Here is a 25271-nt window from a genome sequence, read left to right as displayed (position 1 = left end):
CCACCGGTCCCGACGGTCCCACCGGTCCCGCCGGGCGGCTGCGTCGCGCCTGTGTCACGCGCCTCACCGGACCGCTGGGGCTCCGCCGCCCGCCCGGAGGCGTCGGTCTCACCGGAGGCGCCGGACCGGCGGCCCTCGCCGGGCCGGGTGGGGGCCGTCGGCGCGGCCTGCCCGGTCGTGCGGGGAGCCGGGACGGCGCGGCTCGCCTGGGCCGCGCGGCGTACCTGGTCGAGGCGGCCGGTGCGGGCGGCCGGTACCGACGGGTTGCGGGGCGACCCGCCTTCCGGCGTCGCCCCGGCCGAGCCTGCCGCCCCCTCGGCCGGATCTGCGTTCGCGTCGGTGGAGCCCGTCGGCTCCCCGGGCCCTTCAGCCGGCAGCGGTTCCTCCGGTGCCCCGCCCTTGCCCTGCTGCTGCGGCTGCGGCTCGTCGCTCATCTCGTGCACGGACTCCTGTTTCGCGTCGTACGTTTCCCGTACGCCTCGTACGCCTTCTGCGCCCCCTGTTTGAAGACTCTCGCACCTGGCGTTCCGTTCCCGGATCGCGGCACGCATCCGGGACGAAAATGCGTGGCCGGTCGCCGTGCCTCCGGACTAGGCTCCTGCGCTTCGGTGTCGAGATGTCCAGGGAGGTCGACTGACGTGGGCGCGGGACGGTTGTACGTGGCCGTCGCGGCGGGGGGATTCAGACGGTACGCGACGTATCGGGCCGCCACTGCGGCAGGGGTCTTCACCAATACGGTCTTCGGGCTGATCCTCGTCTACACCTACCTGGCGCTGTGGGACGCGAAACCGCACCTCGGAGGCTACGACCAGGCGCAGGCGGTGACGTTCGTGTGGCTGGGACAGGCGCTGTACGCGACGTTGGCGATCCAGGGCGGCGGCTTCGAGACGGAGTTCATGGAACGCATCCGTACGGGTGAGGTCGCGATCGATCTGTACCGGCCGGCGGACCTGCAAGTGTGGTGGCTGGCGAACGACTTGGGCCGGGCGGTGTTCCAGCTGCTCGGCCGTGGTGTGATCCCGTTCACCTTCGGGGCGCTGGTCTTCCCGACGGCGCTGCCGCACGACGTGGGGACGTGGCTGGCGTTCCTGGTGGCCGTGGCGCTGGCGATGCTGGTCAGCTTCGGGATCCGTTATCTGGTGGCGCTGACCGGGTTCTGGCTGCTGGACGGCACGGGGGCGCTCCAGGCGCTGATGATCACGGGCATCTTCTGTTCGGGGATGACGCTGCCGCTCAACGCGTTCCCGGGGACGCTCGGTGAGGTGGTACGGGTGCTGCCGTGGGCGGCGCAGGTGCAGGTGCCCGCGGATGTGCTGATGGGGCAGGCGGACCCGCTGCCCGCCTTCGCGTTCCAGGCGGTGTGGGCGGTGGTGCTGCTGGCGGCGGGGCGGCTGTTGCAGTCGGCGGCGGCCCGGCGGGTGGTGGTCCAGGGTGGGTGAGCGTGGTGCCGTGGCGGAGGGGCTGCGCGCGTACTGGCTGATCGCCGGGATGTGGATGCGGTCGACGCTGACCTACCGGGCGTCGTTCGCGCTGGCCGTGTGCGGCGGGGTGCTGGTGACCGGGCTCGACTTCGTGTCGATCCTGCTGATGTTCTCGCGGGTCGACGTCCTCGGCGGCTACTCGCTGGCCGAGGTGGCGTTCCTGTACGGGTTGTCGGCGACGTCGTTCGGGATCGCGGACCTGGCGATCGGTTCGGCGGGCCGGCTGGGCACGCGGGTGCGGGACGGCACGCTCGACACCTTGCTGGTGCGGCCCGCGCCGGTGCTGGCACAGGTGGCCGCCGACCGGTTCGCGCTGCGCCGGGTCGCCCGGATCACGCAGGGGGCGCTGGTGCTGGGTTACGCGCTGGTCGCGTCGGACATCGCCTGGACGCCGGTGAAGGTGCTGATGGTGCCGGGGATGCTGGTGTGCGGCGGGTTGATCTTCTCCGCGGTGTTCGTGGTGGGGGCGGCGTTCCAGTTCGTGGCTCAGGACGCCTCCGAGGTGCAGAACGCGTTCACGTACGGCGGTCAGACGCTGTTGCAGTACCCGCCGACCGTGTTCGGCAAGGAGCTGGTGCGGGGGGTGACCTTCATGCTGCCGCTGGCCTTCGTCAACTGGGTGCCGGCCGCCTATGTGCTGGGGCGGCCGTATCCGCTGGGCGGGGTGCCCGAGTGGGCGGCGTTCGCGCCTCCGCTGGTGGCGGTGGCGTGCTGCGCGGCGGCGGGTCTCGCGTGGCGGACGGGCCTTCGGTCGTATCGGAGTACAGGGAGTTAGCGGTGGACGCGTTCATCGAGGTGGACCGGGTCGAGAAGGTCTTCGACGTGCGCAAGAGGACCGGGTTCATGAAGCGGGAGCGGCGGCGGGTGCGGGCGGTGGACTCGATCTCGTTCACCGTGGCGCGCGGCGAGATGGTCGGCTACATCGGCCCGAACGGTGCCGGGAAGTCGACGACGATCAAGATGCTGACGGGCATCCTGACGCCGAGCGCGGGACGGCTGCGGGTGGCGGGGATCGATCCGTCGCGGGAGCGGACGCGGCTGGCGCACCGGATAGGGGTGGTGTTCGGGCAGCGGACGACGCTGTGGTGGGACCTGCCGCTGATCGACTCCTACCGGCTGGCGCACCGCATGTACCGGATCCCGGACGCCCGTTACCGGGAGAACCTCGACCGGTGTGTGGAACTGCTGGAGCTGGGCGCCCTGTTGGACGTGCCGGTGCGGCAGTTGTCGCTGGGGCAGCGGATGCGCGGGGACATCGCGGCGGCGCTGCTGCACGACCCGGAGGTGCTGTACCTGGACGAGCCGACGATCGGTCTGGACGTCGTGTCGAAGGCCAAGGTGCGGGGCTTCCTGAAGGAGCTGAACGCGGGTCTGGGGACGACGGTGCTGCTGACGACGCACGACCTCCAGGACATCGAGCAGTTGTGCTCGCGGGTGATGGTGATCGACCACGGGCGGCTGGTGTACGACGGCGCGCTCGCGGGGCTGCACGAGGCCGGGGAGGGTGAGCGGACGCTGGTGGTGGACCTGGAGCGGGAGCTGCCGCCGGTCGAGGCGCCGTCGTGCCGGGTGGTGCGGGTGGAGGGGCCGCGGCAGTGGCTGGCGTTCCCGGCGGGGCAGTCGGCTGCGCCGTTGGTGGCGTACCTGGCGGCCGAGTATCCGCTGGTGGACCTGTCGGTGCGGGAACCGGACATCGAGGCCGTCATCGCGAAGATGTACGCCGAGAAGGCGGTCTCGTAGGCTTCTGCCATGACCGACGACGCAGTCCCGGATCTTCGCGCATCAGATGCCGATCGTGAGCGGGTCAGCGAGGTCCTACGGGACGCCCTCGCCGACGGACGCCTGGACATGGAAGAGTTCGAGGAGCGTCTGGAGGCGACGTACAAGGCGCGTACGTACGCCGAGCTGACGCCGATCACGCGTGATCTCCCGGCGAGCGGGACGGCGGCGCCGCGGCCGGTGTCGTTCACCAAGGAGCCGGTCGCGGACGGGAGTTGGGCGGGCCGGATCGTCGGTGGTGAGGGGTCGTCGACGAGCGGGGTCGCGGTCCTGTCGGGGTTCCAGCGCAAGGGCCGCTGGACGGTGCCCAGGCGGTTCAGCTGTTTCGCGTTCTGGGGTGGCGGCGAGATCGACCTGCGGGAGGCGGACTTCGCGGACCGCGAGGTCGAGATCAACTGCGTCGCGATCATGGGCGGCGTTCAGGTGATCGTGCCCCCGGGGGTCGAGGTCGTCGTGCGCGGCGTCGGGATCATGGGCGGCTTCGACCACCCGGACGGTGACGGTCGGCCCGAGCCGGGTGCGCCGCGGGTGGTCATCAGCGGGTTCGCCTTCTGGGGCGGGGTCGGTGTGGAGCGCAAGGTCACCCGGGCCGAGCGGCAGCGGCTGAAGGAGACGCGCCGTCAGGAGCGCCTGGAGCGCAAGGAGTCGCGGCACGAGCTGCACCGGGCGCGGCACGAGGAGCGGACGCTGGACCGGGAGCTCGACCGGGAACTGGACCGCGAACTGGACCGGGAGCGACGCCGGCAGGGAGAGCGCTGAGCGCTCCCCCTCGCTGCGTCTGTCCGGCCCTAGGAGGTGCAGACCTTCGTGAGTTCGCCCGCCGCGTCGGTGACGGGGCTGACGTCGGGGGTGTGGTCGCCGTTCTTGATGGCCGTGCGGACGTTCTGCACGGCCTGGTCGAGGTGGTCGACGGCCTTGTTGACGTCGGCGTCGTCGGTCTTGTCGCCGATCTTGCGCAGGTTCTTCTCTATGGAGTCGAGGGAGGCGTCGGCCTGGGTGGGGTCGTTCGCCGCGTTCTCCACGGCCTGCTGGAGGTCGGTGACGCCGTCGGCGATGGAGTCGGCGGTCTGCACGCAGTCCAGGGCCTTGTTCACGGCGTCGCAGCCGGTGGTGAGGCCCATGGTGAGCGCTGCGGTCGCCATGACGGCGGCGACGGCGGTGAGTCGGCCTCGGCGTCGGCTGACGGCCATGGTGGTGTTCCCTCCCCTTGTACGGCTGGCCGGGCGCACGGCGGTGGCCGTGCGCCCGTATCCATAGGGACGCCGGGGAGGGTGCGGGGGTTGCCCTCGCGCACCCGCGGATTTGAGGCGGGCTTTACTCTTCGCGGGTCGCGGCCAGGGCGGCCCGCTGGATCACGGCCAGTTCGGTGCAGCCGCTGACGGCGAGGTCGAGCAGGGCGTTGAGTTCGTCGCGGGCGAAGGGCTCGGCCTCGGCGGTGCCCTGGACCTCGACGAAGCGGCCGTCGCCGGTGCAGACGACGTTCATGTCGGTCTCGGCGCGCACGTCCTCCTCGTAGCAGAGGTCGAGGAGGGGCACCCCGCCGACGATGCCGACGGAGACGGCGCTGACGGTGCCGGTCAGCGGCTGGCGGCCGGCCTTGATCAGCTTCTTGCCCTGGGCCCAGGCGATGGCGTCGGCGAGGGCGACGTAGGCGCCGGTGATGGCGGCGGTGCGGGTGCCGCCGTCGGCCTGGAGGACGTCGCAGTCGAGGACGATGGTGTTCTCGCCGAGCGCCTTGTAGTCGATGACGGCGCGCAGGGAGCGGCCGATGAGGCGGGAGATCTCGTGGGTGCGGCCGCCGATCCTGCCCTTGACGGACTCGCGGTCGCCGCGGGTGTTGGTGGCGCGGGGCAGCATGGCGTACTCCGCGGTGACCCAGCCCTCGCCGCTGCCCTTGCGCCAGCGCGGGACGCCTTCGGTGACCGAGGCGGTGCAGAAGACCTTGGTGTCGCCGAAGGAGACGAGGACGGAGCCCTCGGCGTGCTTGCTCCAGCCGCGTTCGATGGTGACGGGGCGGAGCTGTTCGGGGGTGCGGCCGTCGATTCGAGACATGGCCACGAGCCTATCGGGCGTGACGTGAGGGGCTCCCCCCGCGGCGGGAGGAGCCCCTTACAGGTGAGCCCGGGGGCTCACATCATGTCTTCGATCTCCGCGGCGATGGGGTCGGCGTCGGTGCCGATGACGACCTGGATGGCGGTGCCCATCTTGACGACGCCGTGGGCGCCGGCGGCCTTCAGGGCGGCTTCGTCGACCAGCGAGGGGTCGGACACCTCGGTGCGCAGCCGGGTGATGCAGCCCTCGATCTCCTCGATGTTCTCGATACCGCCGAGACCCGCGACGATCTTCTCAGCCTTGCTGGCCATGTTCTTTCTCCCTGATCCGAACCGCTTTGTCGCAGTAACCCACAGTTGGCCCATCTTCGCGAGCGGTCATGCCGTGCGTGCCCAATGATGGCGATCACGACAGCGGAACCGTCCGGCAACTGGTCTACACCACAGCGGGGACGGTCGCCAAACCATGCCCGAGTCGAGCGCCGGGGAGGACGCCATGAGCGCCGAGAGCGCAGGCAGCGCGGGCAGTACGGCCGGTGCGGCGCGGGAGCGGTGGAACCGGCTGTTCCAGGGGCTGCAGAAGATGGGCCGCAGTCTTCAGTTGCCGATCGCGGTGCTGCCGGCCGCGGGCATCCTCAACCGGCTGGGGCAGCCGGACGTCTTCGGCGACCAGGGCCTGGGCTGGAACGCCGTGTCGAAGGTGATGAAGGGCGCGGGCGGCGCGCTGCTCGACGGCTCCCTCGGTCTGCCGCTGCTGTTCTGCGTGGGCGTCGCCATCGGCATGGCGAAGAAGTCGGACGGCTCGACCGCGCTCGCGGCGGTGGCCGGCTTCCTCGTCTACTACGGCGTGCTGCACGAGTTCCCGCAAGGGTGCCCGGGCGGCTCGAAGGAGCTGCCGGGCATCGGCTGCCAGGTGAGCGTCGGTGCCGGGGCCGGCGCGGTGACGCCGTACACCTTCCAGAATCCCGGGGTCTTCGGCGGCATCGTGCTGGGCCTGCTGGCCGCGTTCTTCTGGGCCCGCTACCACCGCACGCGGCTGGTGGACTGGCTGGGCTTCTTCAACGGGCGGCGGCTGGTGCCGATCATCATGGCGTTCGCCGCCATCGTCTTCGCGGCGCTGTGCCTGTGGGTGTGGCCGCCGGTCGGGGCCGGGCTGGAGAGCTTCAGCGGGTGGCTGCGGGACGCGGGGTCGTGGGGCGCGGGTGTGTTCGGCGTCGCGAACCGGGCGCTGCTGGTGGTGGGTCTGCACCAGTTCCTGAACGTGCCGATCTGGTTCCAGTTCGGGACCTACACGCCGCCGGGCGGGTCGCCGGTGCACGGCGACATCAACATGTTCCTGGCGGGCGACCCGAACGCGGGCCAGTTCACCTCGGGTTTCTTCCCGATCATGATGTTCGCGCTGCCCGCCGCCGCGCTGGCCATGACGCACTGCGCCCGGCCGGCCCGCCGCAAGGAGGTCGGCGGGCTGATGCTGTCGGTGGCGCTGACGTCGTTCGTCACCGGCATCACCGAGCCGCTGGAGTACTCGTTCCTGTTCATCGCCCCGCTGCTGTACGTGGTGCACGCGCTGCTGACCGGGGTGTCGATGGCGGTGACGTGGGGGCTCGGGGTGCACGACGGGTTCAGCTTCTCGGCGGGCCTGATCGACTACGTCATCAACTGGAACCTGGCGACGAAGCCGTGGGCGATCATCCCCATCGGGCTGTGCTTCGCCGTCGTCTACTACGTCGTCTTCCGCTTCGCGATCACGACGTTCGATCTGCGCACCCCGGGCCGCGAGCCCGAGGAGGACGTCGAGGACGTCACCAAGGTCTGAGCCCCGGCCATGGGGTCCCCGCGCACCCCCTCCGACCCGGCACTTTGCGTAGTGCCGCAGTAGCGGATTCAACGGTTCCTTACATGCCCCCCATCGTGCTACAACAGGTCTACACCACTGAGTGGTGTAGACCACCACCCGATGGAGGAACCATGAGCACCGCCACCGAGACGGCGGCCCCCGCAAAGAAGCGGGGATCCGGTCTGCTTCAGGGCCTGCAGAAAGTCGGCCGCAGCCTCCAGCTCCCGATCGCCGTGCTGCCGGCGGCGGGCATCCTGCTGCGACTCGGCCAGGACGACGTGTTCGGCAAGGACGGCCTCGGCTGGAACAAGGTCGCCGCCGTGTTCGCCACCGCCGGTGACGCCGTCTTCAGCAATCTTCCGCTGCTGTTCTGCGTGGGCATCGCCATTGGCTTCGCGAAGAAGGCCGATGGCTCCACGGCGCTGGCGGCGCTGGTCGGTTTCCTCGTCTACAAGAACGTGCTGACCGCGTTCCCGATCACCGAGGCGAAGATAACCAAGGGCGCGGACATCGCCGCGACCTACAACGACCCCAAGGTGCTCGGTGGCATCGTCATGGGTCTGATCTCCGCCGTGGTCTGGCAGCGCTACCACCGCACCAAGCTGCCCGACTGGCTGGGCTTCTTCAACGGCCGCCGCCTGGTCCCGATCCTGATGGCCTTCATCGGCACCGGCATGGGTGTGGTCTTCGGTCTGATCTGGGAGCCCATCGGCAAGGTCATCACCGACTTCGGCGTGTGGATGACGGGCCTCGGTGCCGTCGGTGCCGGCATCTTCGGCGCCATCAACCGCGGACTGCTCCCGGTGGGCATGCACCAGTTCGTCAACACGGTGGCCTGGCAGGAGATCGGCAGCTACAAGGACTCCGCCGGCACCGTCTGGCACGGTGACCTGCCGCGCTTCTTCCACGGTGACCCGACCGCCGGCCAGTTCATGACGGGCTTCTTCCCGATCATGATGTTCGCTCTCCCGGCCGCGGCGCTGGCGATCACCCACTGCGCCCGCCCGGAGCGCCGCAAGGCCGTCGGCGGCATGATGCTCTCGCTCGCGCTGACCTCGTTCGTCACCGGCATCACCGAGCCGATCGAGTTCTCGTTCATGTTCATCGCCCCGCTGCTGTACGCGATCCACGCGGTCCTCACCGCGCTGTCGATGGCCGTCACCTGGGCGCTGGGCGTCCACCACGGCTTCAGCTTCTCGGCCGGTGCGATCGACTACTTCCTCAACTGGGGCCTGGCGACCAAGCCCTGGATGATCATCCCCATCGGTCTGGTGTTCGCCGCGATCTACTACACCGTCTTCCGGTTCGCGATCATCAAGTTCAACATCCCCACCCCGGGACGTGAGCCCGAGGAGGAGGTCGAGGACCTCACGAAGGCGTGAGTCCTGACGGCACGGCACGACGAGGCCCCCGGAGCTGCGGCTCCGGGGGCCTCCGTCCGTGCGCTGCGTGCGACGGCGTCAGATCTCGTACGTACGGCGCGGAGCGGCCAGGTCGACCGGGCCGGTGAAGACCTCGCGTGCGTCCGCCAGGTTGACGGTCGGGTCGGTCCACGGGGGGATGTGGGTCAGGACCAGGTGGCGGGCGCCCGCGCGGGCCGCCGACTCGCCTGCCTCGCGGCCGTTGAGGTGCAGGTCGGGGATGTTTTCCTTGCCGTACGTGAAGGCCGCCTCGCACAGGAACAGGTCCGTGTCGCGGGCCAGCTCGTCCAGCGCCTCGCTGACCCCCGTGTCGCCGGAGTACGTCAGCGACTTCCCGCCGTGCTCGATGCGGATCGCGTAGGCCTCCACGGGGTGGCGGACCCGCTCGGTGTGCACCGTGAACGGGCCGATCTCGAACGTGGACGGCTTGACCGTGTGGAAGTCGAAGACCTCGCTCATGGAGGAGGCGGAGGGGGTGTCCGCGTACGCCGTGGTCAGCCGGTGCTCGGTGCCCTCGGGGCCGTAGACCGGGAGGGGATCGCAGCGGCCGCCCTCGTGGCGGTAGTAGCGCGCGACGAAGTACCCGAGCATGTCGATGCAGTGGTCGGCGTGCAGATGACTCAGGAAGATCGCGTCGAGGTCGTAGAGACCGCAGTGGCGCTGCAGCTCGCCGAGGGCGCCGTTGCCCATGTCGAGGAGCAGCCGGAAGCCGTCGGCCTCGACGAGGTAGCTCGAGCAGGCCGAATCCGCGGACGGGAACGACCCTGAGCAGCCGACGACGGTGAGCTTCATGAAGCAGAAACCTCCGTTGGCGGGAACCGATGGGCGGGAAAAAGGCAGGGAGCAGGCAGGGGGTTGTGCGGTTTGTCGAGCGTAAGGCGCGAAAGGGCGGGTCGCTCCTCTGCCAGGGGCCGTTGTGGGCGAACTCACCTGTGCTGTCACCGGTTCGGCTGGACCGTAGGCGCATGAAGCTTGCAGAGGGCGCGCGCTGCCGGGCGCGCGCCGGTAACGTCGTCCCTATGGACACGTCCTGGTGGCTGGCGCTCGCGGCGGTGGTACTGCTCGCGCTGGTGGCCACGCTCGTCGACGGCTGGGGCCGCGGCCGCAGGCCCGGCCGGCGGCGGCCGCCCGGCCGCCGTCCCTCCGGCCGTCCCGCGGGCCGGGCCGGGGCCCGGACCGCCCGTCCGAACCCCGGTGACATCTGGTGGGCGCAGGTCCCCTACGAGGACCGCCCGGAGGCCAAGGACCGGCCCTGTCTGGTGCTGGCCGTGCGCGGCAACCGGGCCACCGTCGCGAAGATCACCAGCAAGTACCACGACGAGCGCGCGGGCGTGATCCCGCTGCCGCCGGGCGCGGTGGGCGACGCCCACGGCCGGCCGAGCTTCCTGCAGACCGACGAGTTGCGCGAGGTGGCGGTCGCCGACTTCCGCCGCCGGGTGGGCGTGGTCGACCCGGTCCTGTGGGACCAGGTGCGGCACCTCGCCGGCTAGCCGCCGGCGCCTTCACCGTTGAGTTCACCGTCTACTTCACCCGCACGGTGACCGTCCACTCCTGGATGCCCTTGCAGGAGACCTGGCCGGGGGCCGTGGGTTCGGCGCACAGCGGCCGGGAGGACGTCAGCTTCGCGGTGCCGGCGGCCACCGCCTGGTAGGCGGCCGTGGCGTCACCCGGCTGGATGACGAAGCCGGAGTTGATCGCGCGCAGGGCGCTGCCGCTGGTCCGCACCGGCTGCCAGGGCCGGGCCCTGGTGCCGTCCAGGGTGAGCCGCAGCTCGCCGCCCTTGGTCACGCAGACGGTGCGGCCGTTGTCGCCGGCGGTGAGTTCCACGTGCGGGGCGCACGCTCCGCCGGTGGACGGCGCGGATGCCGACGGGGACACCTTGCCGCTGTCTCCGCCTCCTTTGTCCCCGCCGCTCTGGGAGCCGCAGGCCGCGAGGAGCACTGCTGCCGCCGCGATGGCGACGGGCGTCGTGCGACGCATGGGTACCGCCTTTCTGCCGTGGCGGGCCGACCGGCCCCTGACGCAGATGTGACGTACCACGGGCGCTCGCGGATCCCACCCGGCCGCGGACCGGACGGACGCACTCCGCACCGGCGGCCCCGTCAGCCCCTCCAGCCGGTTCCTGCGAACGCGGCGGTCCCGCACGCGGGGCGGTGCCTTCGCGTGCGGGACCTGGGGCGTACGGATCAGCTGGTCGTCAGGGCGGTGTCGTCCACGACGAAGCTGGTCTGGAGGGAGGAGTCCTCCACCCCGCTGAACTTCAGGGTGACCGTCTGACCCGCGAACGAGGACAGGTCGAAGGTCTTCTGCGCGTACCCGGAGGCGGCGTTGACGTTCGAGTACGTCGCCAGGGTGGTCGAGCCGGCGGAGACGGTCAGCTTGTCGTACGCGGTGCTGCCGGTCTCCGCGGTGTCGATGTGCAGGTAGAAGGTGAGCGTGGCCTTGCAGCCGGACGGGACGGTCACCGACTGGGACAGCGTGTCGGTGTGCGAGGAGCCGTAGCCGTCGAGCCAGGCCTTGTAGGAGCCGCCGTGGGCCGCCTCACCGGTGTCGGTGGTGATGACGCCGCTGCTGGAGGTCCAGCCGGTGCTGCCCGACTCGAAGCCGGGGTTGGCCAGCAGCTGCGCCGAGGTGCAGGTGCCGCCGGAGGTGCCGACCGTCCAGGTGAAGGAGGTGGAACCGGAGGCGCCGGTGGAGTCGGTCGCGGTGACCGTGACCTGGTAGGTGCCCGCGGTGGACGCGGTGCCGCTGATCAGGCCGGAGGTGCTGTTGACGGACAGGCCGGTGGGCAGGCCGGAGGCGCTGTAGGTCAGGGCGGCGCCCGCGCTGTCGCTGGCCTTGATCTGCAGGCTGACCGAGCCGCCGGTGGTGGTGGACTGGCTGCCGGGGTTGGTGACCGTCACCGTGTTGCCGGTGCTGGTGGTGCCGGTGAACGCGGTGGTGCCGTTGGGGGTGCCCCAGCCGGTCGGGCCGTCGTAGCCGGTGCGCGCGGTGCAGAAGTACGAGGTGGTGCAGGAGCCGTTGCTGCCGCTGGTCACGTCGTACAGGTTGCCGGTCTGCGCGTACGGGTACTTCGCCGGGTAGTCGCCGGAGGCCGGGGTGCCCGCGAGGGCGTAGACGCCGGCGATGATCGGCGCGGAGGCGCTGGTGCCGCCGTAGACCGCCCAGCCGGAGCCGCCGTAGGTGTCGTAGACCGCCACACCGGTGGCCGGGTCGGCGACGGCGGAGACGTCGGCCTCCATGCGCTTGGAGCAGCCGGTGTCGGTCTGCCAGCTCGGCTTCGGGTCGTACGCCGAGCAGCCGGAGCCGGTGCCCTCGGTGGAGCTGGTGTGCCACACCGACTCGCTCCAGCCGCGGGAGTTGGAGGCGGTGGTGAGCGCGGTGCCGCCGACGGCGGTCACGTACTGGGAGGTCGCCGGGTACTCGGCGCCGTAGGCGGAGTCACCGGAGGAGACGGTGATGGCGACGCCCGGGTGCTTGAAGTACTGGGTGTCCTCGCTGGTCTGGGTGGAGGACTCGTCGCCGCCCCAGCTGTTGGAGACGAACTTGGCGCCGAGGGAGACGGCCTCGTTCTCGGCGATGCCGAGGTCGGTGTCGTTCGCGGAGTTCGCCTCGACCAGGGTGATGTTGCAGTTCGGGCAGACCGCGCTGACCATGTCGAGGTCGAGGGCCTCCTCGCCCGCCCAGCCGGTGTCGTTGGTGGGCAGCGAGGTGGTCGAGCCGGTCTGGCTGACCTGCTTGAAGCAGCCGTTGGCCTTGGTGCAGGCGGACAGGCCGTAGGTGGAGCGGTAAGTGGCCAGGTCCGACTCGGCGTTGGGGTCGTTGTAGGCGTCGACCACGGCCACCGTCAGGCCGCTGCCCCCGCTGGTGGGCAGGTTGTAGGCGCTGTGCAGGTTGGCCGGGGAGAGGCCGGAGGGCGCGGCGGCGGCGAGGGCCGCGGCGAGCCGCTGCTTGATGTCGGTGCGGCGCTGCGCGAAGCAGGACGCGTGCCCCGGTGCGGCGGTGGCGCAGAGGTGGGTCGTGGGGACCTTCTGGCCGGCCTTGCCGGTGGAGTGGAAGATCTGCCGCCGCGGGTCGGTCAGGGCCTTGGCGTTCTGGGTGGCCTTGCCGGTGTGGGGGTGTGCCGCCGTGGTCTGGGCGCCTGCCGTGGGGGCGGCGACGAGTCCGGCGACGGTGAGGGCGAGGGCGGGCAGGGCGATGGAGACGAGTCTTCGCAGACTCCGTCTCCGCCCGCTGGGGCGGGACTCACGCATGGGGTACTGCCTCCATGGGGAAGTGGGGTTTCTCGCAGGGGTCGGGCAGGCCCGTGACGCGCGTAGCGGCGGCGAAACCGCGAGTCATGAGCATGACATTCACAGACGCCCCGCCTGTCGCGCTGAGCGTGACATGACAGGGTGCGCGAGGAACGTAGTCCCGCCCCCGGGGCCACCGGCAGTACCGGAGGGAATTCTTTGCCCCTCCATAGGATGAGGTTGGCCCCCTCATAGGAGGGGGCTGGCACGGGCTTGATGCGGGCCGCTCCCGGTGCCGGGAACGGCCTCGGGCCAGGGCCTCAGGTCCGGAGCCGGCCGTCCCTCAGGCCAGGAGTCGGCCGACCCTCAGGCCCAGAGCTGGCCGTGGAGCGTCTCGATGGCCTCCTCGGTGGTGGCGGCCGTGTAGACGCCGGTGGAGAGGTATTTCCAGCCCCCGTCGGCGACGACGAAGACGATGTCGGCGGACTCCCCCGCCTTCACGGCCTTGCGCCCGACGCCGATCGCCGCGTGCAGGGCGGCGCCGGTGGAGACGCCCGCGAAGATGCCCTCCTGCTGGAGGAGTTCCCGGGTGCGGGTGACCGCGTCGGCGGAGCCGACCGAGAAGCGGGTGGTGAGGACGGAGGCGTCGTACAGCTCGGGCACGAACCCCTCGTCGAGGTTGCGCAGGCCGTAGACCAGGTCGTCGTAGCGCGGTTCGGCGGCGACGATCTTCACGTCCGGCTTGTGCTCGCGCAGGTAGCGGCCGACGCCCATGAGGGTGCCGGTGGTGCCGAGGCCCGCGACGAAGTGAGTGACGGACGGGAGGTCGGCGAGGATCTCCGGACCGGTCGTCGCGTAGTGCGCGCCCGCGTTGTCCGGGTTGCCGTACTGGTAGAGCATCACCCAGTCGGGGTGCTCGGCGGACAGCTCCTTGGCGACGCGCACGGCGGTGTTGGAACCGCCCGCGGCCGGGGAGGAGATGATCTCGGCGCCCCACATGCCGAGCAGGTCCCGGCGCTCCTGAGAGGTGTTCTCGGGCATCACGCACACCATGCGGTAGCCCTTGAGCTTGGCGGCCATCGCCAGGGAGATGCCGGTGTTGCCCGAGGTGGGTTCGAGGATCGTGCACCCCGGGGTCAGGCGGCCGTCCTTCTCCGCCTGCTCGATCATGTGCAGGGCCGGGCGGTCCTTGACCGAGCCGGTCGGGTTGCGGTCCTCCAGCTTGGCCCAGATCCGGACGTCGGCGGACGGCGACAGCCGCGGCAGGCGCACCAGAGGGGTGTTGCCCACCGCGGCCAGCGGGGAGTCGTAGCGCATCGCTGCTCAGCGGCCGATCAGGCCATGCCGCCGGCCACGGCCGGCAGGATCGTCACGGTGTCGCCGTCGGACAGCTTGGTGTCGATGCCGTCGACGAAGCGGACGTCCTCGTCGTTCAGGTACACGTTGACGAAGCGGCGCAGCTGGCCGTTGTCCACGATGCGGGCCTGGATGCCGGTGTGGCGGGTCTCGAGGTCGGCGAACAGGTCGGCGAGGGTCTCCCCGGTGCCTTCGACCGCCTTCTGGCCGCCGGTGTAGGTGCGGAGAATGGTGGGGATGCGGACCTCGATGGCCATGGTTGCGGGCTCCTGTCGGGAAGGTTTCGGCGATTCGGTGTGCGCGCGCCCGGGGGTCTCGCCGGACCTCGGGCACCGGGAGAGCGCCGCGGCAGCGGCCGTACGGCGGTGGGGGAACGTCAACAGATGGCGCTGTTCAGCCTGCACAGGTCGACGTGCAGCCGCGCCACGAGCAGGATGCCCGGCGTCTTCTCGCTCACGTCGTTCAGAACCATGGGCTCATCGTATCGATTCCCGGTCCGGCTTCTGGAATGTGATCCCACATACCGGACCGATCGCAGCCAAGGGCTGAGATCAGTACGCCTCCACGACCTTGACCTCCTCCTCGGTGACCTCGCCGTCGAGGATCCGGAAGGAGCGGAACTGGAAGTCGCCGAGCCCGTCGGTGTCCGCGGTGGAAACGAGCACGTAGTGGGCGCCGGGCTCGTTGGCGTAGGAGATGTCCGTGCGGGAGGGGTAGGCCTCGGTGGCCGTATGGGAGTGGTAGATCACCACCGGCTCCTCGTCGCGGTCGTCCAGTTCCCGGTAGAGCTTGAGCAGATCGCCCGAGTCGAACTCGTAGAAGGTGGGCGACATGGCCGCGTTCAGCATGGGGACGAAGCGCTCGGGGCGGTCCGAGCCGGCCGGGCCCGCGACGACGCCGCACGCCTCGTCGGGGTGGTCCTCGCGGGCGTGGGCGACGATTCTGTCGACGAGTTCCTGGGTGATGGTCAGCATGGTGGCCAGGATAAGCGTGTGGGCCGTCCCGTACCGAGGTGTGGTACGGGACGGCCCACATGCCGGACGTCCTGAGCGGCGGCCTCCGTGGGTGCCACGAGTACCCGCGGCGGCCGGACGTCCTGGGATGGTCTGTGCCGGTGGTCAGCCCACCTTCTCCAGCTCCGGCTCGCGGCGCTCGGTGACCTGCGGGTTGCGGGCCTTCAGGACCGCCCAGCCGACGGCCAGGGCGGCGGCCCAGCCGGCCATCACGTAGAGGCAGATGCGGGACTCGGCGTCGATCGCGATCAGGCCGGTGACGAAGAGCAGGAACACGATGGCGATCCAGCTGCACACCGCGCCGCCCGGCGCCGGGAAGGAGGAGGCCGGCAGCCGGCCCGCGACGACCGCGCGGCGGTAGAGGACGTGGCTGACCAGGATCATGAGCCAGGTCCAGATGCCGGCCGCGGTGGCGACGGAGGTGACGTAGCCGAACGCCTTCTCCGGCACGACGTAGTTGAGGACCACGCCGATCGCCATGAAGGCGACGGAGACGGTGATGCCGAGCGCGGGGGTCTTCGAGGCGGACAGCCGGCTGAAGACGCGCGGCGCCTCGCCGTTGTCGGCCAGGGTGCGCAGCATGCGGCCCGTGGAGTACATGCCGGAGTTGCAGGACGACAGGGCCGCGGTCAGCACCACGAAGTTGACGATGCCCGCGCCGGCCGGGATGCCGATCACCGCGAACGCCTTCACGAAGGGGCTGACGCCCGCCGCGAACTCGGTCCACTTCACCACGCACAGGATGACGGTGAGGGCACCGACGTAGAAGAGCGCGATGCGCCAGGGCAGGGTGTTGATCGCCTTCGGGAGGGTCTTCTCCGGGTCCTCGGACTCGCCGGCGGTGACGCCGACCAGCTCGACCGCGAGGTAGGCGAACATGACGCCCTGCAGGGTCATCAGGGACGAGCCGACGCCCTTGGGGAAGAAGCCGTCGAACTGCCAGAGGTTGGCCACGTGGGCCGTGTCGCCGGCGGCGCTGAAGCCGAAGGTGAGCACGCCGAGGCCGATCACGATCATGCCGATCAGCGCGGTGACCTTGACCATGGAGAACCAGAACTCGATCTCACCGAAGAGCTTCACCGAGATCAGGTTGGCCACGAACAGGACGACCAGGAAGACCAGCGCGGTCACCCACTGGGGGACGGCCGGGAACCAGTAGTGCACGTAGATGGCGGCGGCCGTCAGCTCGGCCATGCCGGTGACCACCCACATGAGCCAGTACGTCCAGCCGGTGAAGTAGCCGAAGAACGGGCCGAGGAACTCCCGGGAGTACTCCGCGAAGGAGCCCGAGACCGGGCGGTAGAGCAGCAGCTCACCGAGCGCCCGCATGATGAAGAAGATGATCACGCCCGCGAGGGCGTACATCAGGATGAGGCTGGGTCCGGCCTTGGCGATGTTCGCCCCGGCCCCCAGGAACAGACCGACGCCGACGGCGCCGCCGATCGCGATCATCTGGACCTGACGGCTGCCGAGCCCGCGCTCGTACCCCTCCTCAGGGGCAGTGGTGACCTTCTTCTCGGAGGTCATGTGTGGTGCGCCTTTCTCCATGCCGACCCGGGCCTTTCGTCGGCCTCGGATCGGGTTTCGATCCCCCCGGATTGATGGAGCTGGGCGGGTTTCGCGAGCCCGCCCGTGCCTGGCCGGCGGTCGCCGGCTCGGTGGCGCACCCGGCCGAACATGGGTGGTGTTCGCCGGGCGGTCGTGAAGATTTATCACGGCCGCAATACTGATCACAGAAGCACGATGTGGCGCACGCCACAGGAAGAACCGGACAAAGAGCGCTCGAATGCGGCAAAACAGGCCGCAACGGTGACGGGATCGTTATCCGGATTTGAGCGTCCTCTGAGCGGACGCGCAAAAGGGGTGATGTCCGTCGTGACTACGACATAAGGGTCGTGACGAGCGTCTCCTGGAGACCGCCGAGCCACAGGTACGCCAGCACCATCGGCTTGCGCGGGTCCTCGTCGGGGAGCCGGTAGAGCAGATCGGTGTCGTCCTCGTCGGTGATCTCCAGCCGGGCACCGATCGCCAGGCGCAGGTCGTTGAGGGCGCCGAGCCAGCACCGGGACTCCGCGGGGGCCAGCTTGAGGATCGCGCCGCCCTCGTCCACCGGCGCGAGCGCGTCCAGGGAGCGGATGACCACGAGGGCGTTCTCCCGTTTGGCGGCCCGCAGGTCGTTCTCGGTGTAGCGGCGGAACTCGGCGGAGTGCGCCCGCCGCTCCTCGGCCTCGGCCGCGGTGCCGGGCGCCTCGGGGTCGACGTAGGCGTCCGGGAAGAGCCGGCGCAGGACAGGGTCGGCGGGCGGCTCGCTCGGGCCCTCGGCGAACAGCTCGGCCAGCGGGTCCTCGGGGGCGTCGCCGCCCGGGCCGGGGCCGATCAGCTCCAGGAGCTGGACGGCCAGCGACCGGATGATGGAGATCTCGACGTCGTCGAGGGCGACGGCCGCGCCGCCACCGGGGATCGGTTCGAAGTGTCCGGGCATCTGACGGGTTCGCTACTTCCGGTCCTGCTGGAGGGTGGCCCACAGACCGTAGCCGTGCATCGCCTGCACGTCGCGTTCCATCTCCTCGCGACTGCCGCTGGAGACGACCGCCCGGCCCTTGTGGTGGACGTCGAGCATGAGCTTGGTGGCCTTGTCCTTCGTGTACCCGAAGTACGACTGGAAGACGTACGTCACGTAGCTCATGAGGTTGACCGGGTCGTTGTGGACGATCGTGACCCAGGGGACGTCGGGCTCAGGTACGGCGAAGACCTCCTCCGCCGACTCGGTGCGTTCGATCTCTACGGGCGCGGGTGACGTCACACAGCCATGCTGCCACGCGGCCGACAAATCGTCACACTGACGAAATGGGGGTAGCATGCTTGCCATGAACACAGCGGACCTTGGGCTGCCGGTGGACGTCCCGTCGACGGCGCTCTTCACGGACCAGTACGAGCTGACGATGCTGCAGGCCGCCCTCAGGAGCGGTACGGCCGAGCGGCGCAGCGTGTTCGAGGTCTTCACCCGGCGGCTGCCGGAGGGGCGCCGTTACGGCGTGGTGGCCGGCACCGGGCGCGTCCTGGACGCGGTGGAGAACTTCCGCTTCGACGAGCCCGTGCTGGCCTTCCTGCACCAGCGGGGCATCGTCGACGACGAGACCCGCGCGTGGCTCGCCGACTACCGCTTCACCGGTGACGTCTGGGGCTACCCGGAGGGCGAGGTGTACTTCCCCGGCTCCCCGATCATGCGGGTCGAGGGCTCCTTCGCCGAGTGCGTGCTGCTGGAGACCGTGATCCTCTCGATCCTCAACCACGACTCGGCGATCGCGGCCGCCGCCTCCCGCATGGCCTCGGCGGCGGGCGACCGCCCGCTGATCGAGATGGGCGCCCGCCGCACCCATGAGCTGGCCGCCGTGGCCGCCTCGCGGGCCGCCTACGTCGGCGGCTTCGCCACCACCTCCGACCTCGCGGCCGGCTTCCGGTACGGCATCCCCACCGTCGGCACCTCCGCGCACGCCTTCACCCTGCTGCACGACCGGGAGCGGGACGCCTTCCAGGCCCAGGTGGACTCCCTGGGCAGGGGGACCACACTGCTGGTGGACACCTACGACGTCGCCGAGGCGGTCCGTACGGCGGTGGAGGTGGCCGGACCCGAGCTGGGCGCGGTGCGCATCGACTCCGGGGACCTGCTGCTGGTGGCCCACCGGGTGCGCCAGCAGCTCGACGAGCTGGGTGCGACCGGCACGAAGATCGTCGTCACCTCCGACCTGGACGAGTACGCCATCGCCTCGCTCGCCGCCGCGCCCGTGGACGCCTACGGTGTCGGCACCCAGCTGGTGACCGGCTCCGGGCACCCGACCTGCTCGATGGTCTACAAGCTGGTCGCCCGCGCCGAGTCCGCCGACCCGGAGGCGCCGCTGGTGCCCGTCGCCAAGAAGTCCAGCGGGGGCAAGTCCTCGGTCGGCGGGCGCAAGTGGGCGGCCCGGCGGCTGGACGAGGACGGGGTGGCCGAGGCCGAGGTCGTCGGCACCGGGCCGGTGCCGGACGCACTGGCCGACCGGCAGCTGCTGGTGCCGCTGGTCAAGGGGGGCGCGGTGGTGGCGCGCGAGCCGCTCGACGCGCCCCGCGAGCGGCACATCGCCGCACGGGCCAATCTGCCGCTGTCGGCGACCCAGCTCTCCCGCGGCGAACCCGTCCTGCCGACGGAGTACGTCCGGGGGCGCGCGGGCAGCTGACGCGCGTCCGCCGTCCGCCCCGCCGACGCCCCCTCCCGCGGAGGCCCGAAAGTCTCTAGGCTCAGTTACTTAACCCACAGTCGAAGGACAGCCAGCATGCGCCGCGCCTTGATCGTCGTAGACGTGCAGAACGACTTCTGCGAGGGGGGCAGCCTCGCGGTGTCCGGCGGTGCCGACGTGGCCGCCGCCATCACCGAGCTGATCGGCCAGACGGGCGGCGCCGGATACCGCCACGTGGTCGCCACCCGTGACCATCACATCGCACCCGGTGGGCACTTCGCGGACAACCCGGACTTCGTCCGCTCCTGGCCCGCGCACTGCGTCGCGGGCACGGAGGGCGTCGGTTTCCACCCGAACTTCGCCCCGGCCGTCGCCTCCGGTTCGGTGGACGCGGTGTTCGACAAGGGCGCGTACTCGGCGGCCTACAGCGGCTTCGAGGGCACCGACGAGAACGGGACGAGCCTGGCCGAGTGGCTGCGCGACCGCCAGATCGACGAGGTCGACGTGGTGGGCATAGCGACGGACCACTGCGTGCGCGCCACGGCCCTGGACGCCGCCCGGGAGGGCTTCCGGACGCAGGTCCTGCTGGACCTGACGGCCGGCGTGGCCCCCGAGACGACCGAGCGGGCCCTGGAGGAGCTGCGCGAGGCCGGGGTGGAGCTCACCGGCAAGCCGGTGGTCAGCGGCTAGGGCCCGGTCCGGACGCCAGGTCCTAGGGCCTGGCCACCGCCGATCCGCGCAGCAGGGCGCGGATCGGGTGCCACAGTTCGGTGGCGAGGACACCGTTGTCCGGCGCGGTGCGCCATATCAGGCCGTCCGGGTGGTGCAGGACCGCCGTGATCTCGTCGGGGGTCGGCGGCGCCGCGTTGCCCCGCAGGTAGACCGCGCGCAGGCCCAGGTTGCGCAGCCGGGTCAGGGCGCGGGCGCGGTTCAGCGCGAGCACCAGGACCCGGACCTTTTCGGTGCCCCCGGCGGGGCCGAGGCCGGGCAGGTTGAGCGCCACCACCACCGAGCCGTTCGGCAGCTTGCAGAAGCCTCCTGCGGCCATGCGGTCACATCCCCGTTCCGGTCGGTGTCAATAAGCGAGTCACAGGACGCACCTAAACACGATCGGCGGCGACCCGCCAGGGGGTCACCGCCGATACGCTTCTGACCTGCGGAGATATCCGCTACTTCACCGCGCGGCCGACTTCGAGCTCGAGGGTCGAGCCGTCCTTGGCCTGCTTGATGATCTTGATGGTGGTGTTGGTGTCAGTGACCTTGACGCCACCGGTCGGGTTCGTCTTGTCGTAGTAGGTGCTGGTGTGGTCGTTGAAGAGTGACACACCCTTCTGCGACTTGATCTTGGTGACCTTGTCCGCCTTGTGCAGCGTGATGCCGTCCGTGGCGTCCAGGCTGAACGGCGAGTCGTAGGCCTGCATGCGGTTGCGCAGCAGCGTGCCGTCGGCCCACTTCAGCGCCTTCGGGTGCGCGTCGATCGGGAGGATCAGACCGGTGCCCGGGTGACCGCTGGTGGCGTTCGTGTTGTTGTCCGCCTGGGAGGTGTCCCACTTCCAGATCAGCAGGCCGTTCTGGTACGGGTAGTGCTCGACCCAGTCCGGACGGCTCGCGAAGCCGAAGTTGTACGGGCCGACCTTGAGGGTCTTGTCGTACGACACGTACTGGCGGTTCTCGGCGAGGTAGTACTGCGCGTAGTCCTTGGTGAAGGACGCGCCGATGCGGGAGAAGCCGTTCGCGGTCCAAGCGGCGTCCGCGGACTCCGCGTTGTCGGAGAAGAGCGCCGTGCCGTCCGCCGTCACCGTGATCTCGTCGGCCGCGAAGCCCTTCAGGGCCACGCCGCCGTCGCTCTGGTAGCGGAAGCGCAGGTCGATCTTCTTGCCCGCGTAGGCGTCGAGCGGGTACGACAGCTTCTTGTAAGCGTCGACCGAACCGGTCAGCGCCGGCTTGTCGGAGCCGTCACGCGGGATGGCCTGGCCGTCCACCGTGCCGTCCAGCGCGGTCCAGTTGGCGCCGCCGTCGGTCGACACCTCGGCGTAGAGGTAGTCGTAGTCCTTCTCGATGTCGTACCAGCCGTCGAGGGTGAGGGCGGCCGACGTCTTGCCGGTGAGGTCCACCGAACGGGTCAGCGTGTTCTTGAGGTTGTCACCGCTGCCGCTCCACCACTGGGCGGAACCCTGCGCCGGGGTGACGATCTCGGTCTTCACGGCCTTCTTCGGCAGCGTGACGACCAGCGCCTGGCGGTACTTGGTGTTGTACTCGGCGACGCCCAGCTTGTGCCAGGAGGAGACACCCGCCTTGGCGGAGTCGTAGTTGAGCCAGCCCAGCTGCAGCTTGTCCCAGGCGTTCATGTCGCCCGGCAGGTCACCGATGGCCTCCTTGCCGGTGCCCAGCCAGGAACCGGAGGACATCAGGGTCCAGAAGCCGGTGGAGTTGTCGCCGCCCGCGGTGTCGTACTCGTCCGGCAGACCGAGGTCGTGGCCGTACTCGTGGGCGTAGACGCCGAGGCCGCCGTTCTCCGGCTGGATGGTGTAGTCGCCGACCCAGACACCGGTGTCGCCGACCTGCGCGCCGCCCAGCTTGTTGTCGGCCGGGCCGGTGGCGCCGGCGTCGGTGCCGAAGGCGTACCAGCGGTGGGCCCAGATCGCGTCGGTGCCCTGGGCGCCGCCGCCGGCGGACTCGTCCTCACCGGCGTGCACGATCTGGAAGTGGTCGACGTAGCCGTCGGGCTCGTTGAAGTTGCCGTCGCCGTCGTAGTCGTAGCGGTCCCACTGGTCGTACTTGGCCAGGTCCGCCTTGATGTCGGCGTCGGACTTGCCGGCCGCCTTCTGCTCGGCGACCCACGCCTTCAGACCGTCGCTGACGACGTTCCACACGCTCGGGCAGTTGGTCTGGCCGCACGCGTTGTTGCCGTAACGGGCCTCGTTGTACGGGACCTTGACCCAGTCGGTGACCTCACCGGAGACCGAGTAGCGGCCCGAGGACTGCTTCTCGTAGTACTTCTTCAGCGACTCGGTCTTCTTGCCGGTGCCGAAGTAGAGGTCCTGGTAGTGCTTCTGGTTGTAGTCCTTCTGCCAGGCCGTCGAGTTGTCCTTCTTGCGGTCCGGCGCGGCGATCTTGTTGTGCCGCGGGCCCGCGGTGCCGCCGAACTTGGGGTCCGTCTGGTCCCCGAACTCCACCAGGATGGTGAAGATCTTGTCGGTCTTCTCGCGGCTCAGCTCGACGTACTTGCTGTCGCCCTTCTTGCTCTTGAGCTGGACGACCTTGGAGCCGTTGCGGTCCTTGGCCTTCACCTTGCCCGATATGAGCTGGTTCAGGGCCTCCTGACGCTGGGCCTTCTGCGTCTTGCTCATCGGGCCGTCGAGGTCATGGCCCTGCTGCTTCACCGGAGCCGGGTCGTGCCGGTTCGCGGCAGCCGACGGGGCGGTGGTGCCGGCCTCCGCGACCGCGAAGGTCGTGAAGGTGGCGGAAGCCGCCGCAAGGGCCACACCGATAGCTGCGGCTCTGAACGTCCAGGTTCTGCTGGTCACTTGATGAGTTCCTCCCCCGCGCCGCGCGCTCGGACAGGGGACCCGATGTTGGTTGGATCCGCGCGCGCACGATCAACGCGTTGTAATCAAGTGACGACATTTGACTAGAGGTTTAGAAGAAAAGACAGACCTTGACTTGAGCAGGACAAGTGCGTTATGCGGAGGCGGCGTTCGCTTTACGAACGTCTCGCGGGTCCCCGACGGGCGCGTGCCGCAGTCCAGTTGGCGGACCGCATGACTCCGTGCGCCCCCTGTGCACCGGCACCGTGGGTTAGGTCACGCTTACCAAGCGTCGGGTTCGGGCATGCACGCGAATAGAGTCAACTGGCACCCTCCCGACATCCAGGCAACCAGCTTCCGAGGACACGATTGCCATGCCTCGTCCGACCGCCGCACAGCTCGCCTACGGTTCCTGCACCGTGATCTTCTCGACGCTCGCCATGCTGCTGCTGTCGCAGACGGGTTCGGGCCTCGGGATCGCCGTCATCGCCCTGGCCGCGCTCGCACTGGGTCTGCTGGTGGCCATGACGGTCCCGCTGCCCCGGACGCAGGCCGCCGAGACCGCGACCCAGGGCGCCCCCGAGCAGGAACGCGTGCCCACGGCGTTCTGACACCTCCGGCCGGCACGTGCGAGAGCGGCGGTTCCGTGACTGCCCCGGAACCGCCGCTCTCGCACCCGCCGGCCGCGCACCCCGCCGGTCCGGTGACCGCCGCCTCGCGGTCACCGGCCGGATGTCAACGGGTGCTGACCACCACCGTCTTGGCCGCCTTGTCGTGCAGCCCCTGCTTGTACGGCCGGTCGAAGAAGCTCCAGCCGCCGCAGATCGCCGTCCAGACGCAGGCGCAGCAGAAGGCGAACGGCAGCCACAGCACCAGGGCCCGGTTGAGCGAGGTCCGGGTGGCCGGGGTGGAGCCGTTGTCCAGGTTGGCCACCCTCATCTTGAGCAGCTTCTTGCCGAGGGTCTGCCCGGTCCTGGCGATCAGGAAGGTGTCGTAGGCGACGTAGCAGACGGCGGCGATGACGGACTGCCCGATGGAGCGGGCCACTTCGCTCCCGGTGCCGTTGACGGTGTACGCACGGACGCCGAACGCCAGGGTGAGCAGCCACACGACGATCCCGACGAGAATCATGTCGATGATGCGCGCGAGGGTCCGCTTGCCGCTGTCGGCGAGCGGCGGCATGCCCGCGAGGGGGTCGGCGGGGTAGCCCTGGCCCCCGGCACCGTAGGGACCACCGCCCCCGTAAGGGCCGCCGCCGTACGGGCCGCCGGGCGGCGGGGGCTGCGCGCCCCCGTAGGGCGGTGGCTGCCAGCCGCCGGGCGGGGGCTCCTGTCCGCCGCCGGGAGGCGGGGGCGGGGCACCCGGGGGTGGCGGCTGACCGCCGGGCGGCGGGGGCTGCCGGTCGCCGTACGGAGCGTCGTACGGCGAGCCCGACCCCTGGTCCGCCGGGGGCCGCTTCCTGAACGGGTCGTCCTCCGGAGGCTGCTCTCCGGAGCCGGGGGGCGGTTCGCTGCTCATGGCCCGAGTGCACCGCGAACCGCCCGTCCCCGCATCCGGCGGGCGGCCGTACGGGGGACGGGCGCGCCCGCTCAGTCGGCGACGAAGGTGTGGGCCGCCTTGTCGTGCCAGCACTGGCGCCAGGGCCGGTCGAACACGCACCACAGCACGCCGACGATCCCGATGCCGAGCAGGCCGGGGACGCTGTAGACCAGCCAGCGGCGCAGGGCGGCGCCGAACCCCGGGGGCTCGTGCGCCTCGATGTCCCGCACCTCGAGACCGCACAGCTTCTTGCCCAGTGTGCGGCCCCACTTGGCGGTGGGAAGCACCTCGTAGAGGACACCGGAGACCAGCAGGACGCCGAGCACGATGGCGAGGGAGGTGCCGGTCGTGCCGTCGATCAGCCAGACGGTGACGGTGCGGCCGGACAGCCTGGCCTCGTCGATCTTCTGCTGGACGTGGTCGACCGCCCGGGTGCCGAGCGGGACCGCCGCGGCGGCGGTGACGGCGCCGACGACCAGGCTGTCGACCAGACGGGCGGCCAGGCGCTTGCCCAGCCCGGCCGGACGGGCCGCGGCCTGCCGGCGGGCGGCCGCCTGGAACACGTCCTCCACGGGCGGCTTCCAGGGCGCCACGGGCTGCTCGTCCGCACCCCCGGCCAGCCGGTGCACCTGCTGCGCCCAGGAGGTCTGGCCACCGCCGGGACCCGCGGTCAGCGGGGTGCCCGGGGCCGGCGCCTGCTGCGGGCCGCCCTGCTGGCCGCCCTGCGGCGGTGCCGTCTGCTGCGGTACCGCGGGGGCCACGGCCGAGGGCGCTGCCTGGGGTGTCTGCGCGGCGGCCCGGGCGGCGGCCGCCTTCCCGGC

Annotated in this window: 27 protein-coding genes; 10 read left to right on the top strand and 17 right to left on the bottom strand. The window is 70.5% G+C overall.

Annotated elements, in window-relative coordinates:
• Positions 1–638: 638 nt before the first annotated feature.
• Genes PV343_RS20830 through PV343_RS20815 form a run of 4 tightly spaced genes read left to right on the top strand, consistent with a single transcriptional unit; the run spans position 639 to position 4019 of the window.
• Entirely contained in the window at positions 639–1439 is an 801-nt protein-coding gene (locus PV343_RS20830; protein WP_319148468.1) for an ABC transporter permease, read from the top strand.
• Between the two features lie 49 nt (positions 1440–1488).
• Positions 1489–2256: an ABC transporter permease gene (locus PV343_RS20825; protein WP_387954253.1), complete on the top strand. Its 768-nt coding sequence runs from the start codon at positions 1489–1491 to the stop codon at positions 2254–2256.
• A gap of 2 nt (positions 2257–2258) precedes the next feature.
• Positions 2259–3221 (top strand): ATP-binding cassette domain-containing protein, encoded by a 963-nt coding sequence (locus PV343_RS20820; RefSeq protein WP_319148466.1) that lies wholly within the window; start codon positions 2259–2261, stop codon positions 3219–3221.
• A 9-nt stretch (positions 3222–3230) separates the two neighbouring features.
• On the top strand, positions 3231–4019 hold the full coding sequence (locus PV343_RS20815; protein WP_319148464.1) for a DUF1707 domain-containing protein: 789 nt from the start codon (positions 3231–3233) through the stop codon (positions 4017–4019).
• A 29-nt stretch (positions 4020–4048) separates the two neighbouring features.
• Here PV343_RS20815 and PV343_RS20810 read toward each other — a convergent pair whose 3' ends face one another.
• The 3 genes from PV343_RS20810 to PV343_RS20800 form a co-directional block, all read right to left on the bottom strand.
• Positions 4049–4450, bottom strand: coding sequence for a hypothetical protein (locus tag PV343_RS20810; protein ID WP_319148463.1), 402 nt, complete (start codon positions 4448–4450; stop codon positions 4049–4051).
• Between the two features lie 124 nt (positions 4451–4574).
• Entirely contained in the window at positions 4575–5312 is a 738-nt protein-coding gene (rph, locus tag PV343_RS20805) for a ribonuclease PH (protein ID WP_319148462.1), read from the bottom strand.
• 77 nt (positions 5313–5389) lie between these two features.
• Positions 5390–5623 (bottom strand): glucose PTS transporter subunit EIIB, encoded by a 234-nt coding sequence (locus tag PV343_RS20800; RefSeq protein WP_020940324.1) that lies wholly within the window; start codon positions 5621–5623, stop codon positions 5390–5392.
• A 184-nt stretch (positions 5624–5807) separates the two neighbouring features.
• On the opposite strand from PV343_RS20800, the gene PV343_RS20795 reads away from it, so the two are divergent.
• The gene (locus tag PV343_RS20795) at positions 5808–7127 is read left to right on the top strand and encodes a PTS transporter subunit EIIC (RefSeq protein WP_319148461.1); all 1320 of its coding nucleotides are present in this window, start codon (positions 5808–5810) and stop codon (positions 7125–7127) included.
• A gap of 152 nt (positions 7128–7279) precedes the next feature.
• Positions 7280–8530 carry a PTS transporter subunit EIIC gene (locus tag PV343_RS20790; protein WP_319148460.1) on the top strand — a complete coding sequence of 417 codons (1251 nt, stop codon included), beginning with the start codon at positions 7280–7282 and terminating at the stop codon, positions 8528–8530.
• 78 nt (positions 8531–8608) lie between these two features.
• Here PV343_RS20790 and PV343_RS20785 read toward each other — a convergent pair whose 3' ends face one another.
• On the bottom strand, positions 8609–9361 hold the full coding sequence (locus PV343_RS20785; protein WP_319148459.1) for an MBL fold metallo-hydrolase: 753 nt from the start codon (positions 9359–9361) through the stop codon (positions 8609–8611).
• Between the two features lie 227 nt (positions 9362–9588).
• On the opposite strand from PV343_RS20785, the gene PV343_RS20780 reads away from it, so the two are divergent.
• Positions 9589–10059 carry a type II toxin-antitoxin system PemK/MazF family toxin gene (locus tag PV343_RS20780; protein WP_319148564.1) on the top strand — a complete coding sequence of 157 codons (471 nt, stop codon included), beginning with the start codon at positions 9589–9591 and terminating at the stop codon, positions 10057–10059.
• A gap of 31 nt (positions 10060–10090) precedes the next feature.
• Here PV343_RS20780 and PV343_RS20775 read toward each other — a convergent pair whose 3' ends face one another.
• From PV343_RS20775 to clpS, 9 genes are all read right to left on the bottom strand, one after another.
• Positions 10091–10549: a hypothetical protein gene (locus tag PV343_RS20775; protein ID WP_319148458.1), complete on the bottom strand. Its 459-nt coding sequence runs from the start codon at positions 10547–10549 to the stop codon at positions 10091–10093.
• Positions 10550–10755: 206 nt separating this feature from the next.
• A complete protein-coding gene (locus PV343_RS20770) occupies positions 10756–12822 on the bottom strand; it encodes a putative Ig domain-containing protein (protein WP_319148457.1) in 2067 nt (688 codons plus the stop codon).
• Between the two features lie 345 nt (positions 12823–13167).
• Positions 13168–14118 carry a cysteine synthase gene (locus PV343_RS20765; RefSeq protein WP_317443599.1) on the bottom strand — a complete coding sequence of 317 codons (951 nt, stop codon included), beginning with the start codon at positions 14116–14118 and terminating at the stop codon, positions 13168–13170.
• 17 nt (positions 14119–14135) lie between these two features.
• Complete coding sequence (locus PV343_RS20760) at positions 14136–14414, bottom strand: MoaD/ThiS family protein (protein WP_020940332.1); 279 nt, start codon at positions 14412–14414, stop codon at positions 14136–14138.
• 119 nt (positions 14415–14533) lie between these two features.
• Complete coding sequence (locus PV343_RS20755) at positions 14534–14629, bottom strand: putative leader peptide (protein WP_020940333.1); 96 nt, start codon at positions 14627–14629, stop codon at positions 14534–14536.
• Positions 14630–14708: 79 nt separating this feature from the next.
• Positions 14709–15131 (bottom strand): M67 family metallopeptidase, encoded by a 423-nt coding sequence (locus PV343_RS20750; RefSeq protein ID WP_319148456.1) that lies wholly within the window; start codon positions 15129–15131, stop codon positions 14709–14711.
• A 144-nt stretch (positions 15132–15275) separates the two neighbouring features.
• The gene (locus tag PV343_RS20745; protein ID WP_319148455.1) at positions 15276–16697 is read right to left on the bottom strand and encodes an amino acid permease; all 1422 of its coding nucleotides are present in this window, start codon (positions 16695–16697) and stop codon (positions 15276–15278) included.
• A gap of 352 nt (positions 16698–17049) precedes the next feature.
• A complete protein-coding gene (locus tag PV343_RS20740) occupies positions 17050–17652 on the bottom strand; it encodes a DUF2017 domain-containing protein (protein WP_319148454.1) in 603 nt (200 codons plus the stop codon).
• Positions 17653–17664: 12 nt separating this feature from the next.
• On the bottom strand, positions 17665–18030 hold the full coding sequence (gene clpS / locus PV343_RS20735) for an ATP-dependent Clp protease adapter ClpS (RefSeq protein ID WP_319148563.1): 366 nt from the start codon (positions 18028–18030) through the stop codon (positions 17665–17667).
• A 7-nt stretch (positions 18031–18037) separates the two neighbouring features.
• Here clpS and PV343_RS20730 point away from each other — a divergent pair, with 7 nt between their 5' ends.
• Both PV343_RS20730 and PV343_RS20725 read left to right on the top strand, forming a co-directional pair.
• A complete protein-coding gene (locus PV343_RS20730) occupies positions 18038–19384 on the top strand; it encodes a nicotinate phosphoribosyltransferase (protein ID WP_319148453.1) in 1347 nt (448 codons plus the stop codon).
• A gap of 96 nt (positions 19385–19480) precedes the next feature.
• Positions 19481–20074 carry a nicotinamidase gene (locus PV343_RS20725; RefSeq protein WP_319148452.1) on the top strand — a complete coding sequence of 198 codons (594 nt, stop codon included), beginning with the start codon at positions 19481–19483 and terminating at the stop codon, positions 20072–20074.
• Positions 20075–20096: 22 nt separating this feature from the next.
• Here the strand turns inward: PV343_RS20725 and PV343_RS20720 are convergent, their stop codons facing one another.
• Both PV343_RS20720 and PV343_RS20715 read right to left on the bottom strand, forming a co-directional pair.
• On the bottom strand, positions 20097–20432 hold the full coding sequence (locus tag PV343_RS20720) for a hypothetical protein (RefSeq protein WP_319148451.1): 336 nt from the start codon (positions 20430–20432) through the stop codon (positions 20097–20099).
• Between the two features lie 121 nt (positions 20433–20553).
• Positions 20554–22911: an immune inhibitor A domain-containing protein gene (locus tag PV343_RS20715; RefSeq protein ID WP_319148450.1), complete on the bottom strand. Its 2358-nt coding sequence runs from the start codon at positions 22909–22911 to the stop codon at positions 20554–20556.
• 374 nt (positions 22912–23285) lie between these two features.
• Between PV343_RS20715 and PV343_RS20710 the strand changes: the two genes are divergently transcribed.
• Entirely contained in the window at positions 23286–23522 is a 237-nt protein-coding gene (locus PV343_RS20710; protein WP_319148449.1) for a hypothetical protein, read from the top strand.
• A gap of 124 nt (positions 23523–23646) precedes the next feature.
• Here PV343_RS20710 and PV343_RS20705 read toward each other — a convergent pair whose 3' ends face one another.
• Positions 23647–24429, bottom strand: a complete 783-nt coding sequence (locus PV343_RS20705; RefSeq protein ID WP_319148448.1) for an RDD family protein — start codon at positions 24427–24429, stop codon at positions 23647–23649.
• 71 nt (positions 24430–24500) lie between these two features.
• Positions 24501–25271, bottom strand: a 771-nt coding sequence (locus PV343_RS20700; protein WP_319148447.1) for an RDD family protein, incomplete at its 5' end; no start/stop codon positions are given.

Source organism: Streptomyces sp. WI03-4A, assembly GCF_033792105.1.
Taxonomy (GTDB): Bacteria; Actinomycetota; Actinomycetes; order Streptomycetales; family Streptomycetaceae; genus Streptomyces; species Streptomyces collinus_A.
The sequence above is the reverse complement of the archived record's forward strand: the minus strand, read 5'-3'. Positions and strand labels throughout refer to the sequence as shown.

Excerpts from the sequence above, each read along its gene's own strand:
- PV343_RS20810 (WP_319148463.1), bottom strand. The coding sequence starts at position 4,450 with ATGGCCGTCAGCCGACGCCGAGGCCGACTCACCGCCGTCGCCGCCGTC.
- PV343_RS20775 (WP_319148458.1), bottom strand. The coding sequence starts at position 10,549 with ATGCGTCGCACGACGCCCGTCGCCATCGCGGCGGCAGCAGTGCTCCTC.
- PV343_RS20785 (WP_319148459.1), bottom strand. The coding sequence starts at position 9,361 with ATGAAGCTCACCGTCGTCGGCTGCTCAGGGTCGTTCCCGTCCGCGGAT.
- PV343_RS20705 (WP_319148448.1), bottom strand. The coding sequence starts at position 24,429 with ATGAGCAGCGAACCGCCCCCCGGCTCCGGAGAGCAGCCTCCGGAGGAC.
- PV343_RS20800 (WP_020940324.1), bottom strand. The coding sequence starts at position 5,623 with ATGGCCAGCAAGGCTGAGAAGATCGTCGCGGGTCTCGGCGGTATCGAG.
- PV343_RS20780 (WP_319148564.1), top strand. The coding sequence starts at position 9,589 with ATGGACACGTCCTGGTGGCTGGCGCTCGCGGCGGTGGTACTGCTCGCG.
- PV343_RS20750 (WP_319148456.1), bottom strand. The coding sequence starts at position 15,131 with ATGCTGACCATCACCCAGGAACTCGTCGACAGAATCGTCGCCCACGCC.
- PV343_RS20760 (WP_020940332.1), bottom strand. The coding sequence starts at position 14,414 with ATGGCCATCGAGGTCCGCATCCCCACCATTCTCCGCACCTACACCGGC.
- PV343_RS20755 (WP_020940333.1), bottom strand. The coding sequence starts at position 14,629 with ATGGTTCTGAACGACGTGAGCGAGAAGACGCCGGGCATCCTGCTCGTG.
- PV343_RS20815 (WP_319148464.1), top strand. The coding sequence starts at position 3,231 with ATGACCGACGACGCAGTCCCGGATCTTCGCGCATCAGATGCCGATCGT.
- PV343_RS20730 (WP_319148453.1), top strand. The coding sequence starts at position 18,038 with ATGAACACAGCGGACCTTGGGCTGCCGGTGGACGTCCCGTCGACGGCG.
- PV343_RS20720 (WP_319148451.1), bottom strand. The coding sequence starts at position 20,432 with ATGGCCGCAGGAGGCTTCTGCAAGCTGCCGAACGGCTCGGTGGTGGTG.
- PV343_RS20745 (WP_319148455.1), bottom strand. The coding sequence starts at position 16,697 with ATGACCTCCGAGAAGAAGGTCACCACTGCCCCTGAGGAGGGGTACGAG.
- rph (WP_319148462.1), bottom strand. The coding sequence starts at position 5,312 with ATGTCTCGAATCGACGGCCGCACCCCCGAACAGCTCCGCCCCGTCACC.
- PV343_RS20825 (WP_387954253.1), top strand. The coding sequence starts at position 1,489 with ATGTGGATGCGGTCGACGCTGACCTACCGGGCGTCGTTCGCGCTGGCC.
- PV343_RS20795 (WP_319148461.1), top strand. The coding sequence starts at position 5,808 with ATGAGCGCCGAGAGCGCAGGCAGCGCGGGCAGTACGGCCGGTGCGGCG.
- PV343_RS20765 (WP_317443599.1), bottom strand. The coding sequence starts at position 14,118 with ATGCGCTACGACTCCCCGCTGGCCGCGGTGGGCAACACCCCTCTGGTG.
- PV343_RS20770 (WP_319148457.1), bottom strand. The coding sequence starts at position 12,822 with ATGCGTGAGTCCCGCCCCAGCGGGCGGAGACGGAGTCTGCGAAGACTC.
- PV343_RS20740 (WP_319148454.1), bottom strand. The coding sequence starts at position 17,652 with ATGCCCGGACACTTCGAACCGATCCCCGGTGGCGGCGCGGCCGTCGCC.
- PV343_RS20725 (WP_319148452.1), top strand. The coding sequence starts at position 19,481 with ATGCGCCGCGCCTTGATCGTCGTAGACGTGCAGAACGACTTCTGCGAG.
- PV343_RS20710 (WP_319148449.1), top strand. The coding sequence starts at position 23,286 with ATGCCTCGTCCGACCGCCGCACAGCTCGCCTACGGTTCCTGCACCGTG.
- PV343_RS20790 (WP_319148460.1), top strand. The coding sequence starts at position 7,280 with ATGAGCACCGCCACCGAGACGGCGGCCCCCGCAAAGAAGCGGGGATCC.
- clpS (WP_319148563.1), bottom strand. The coding sequence starts at position 18,030 with ATGCTACCCCCATTTCGTCAGTGTGACGATTTGTCGGCCGCGTGGCAG.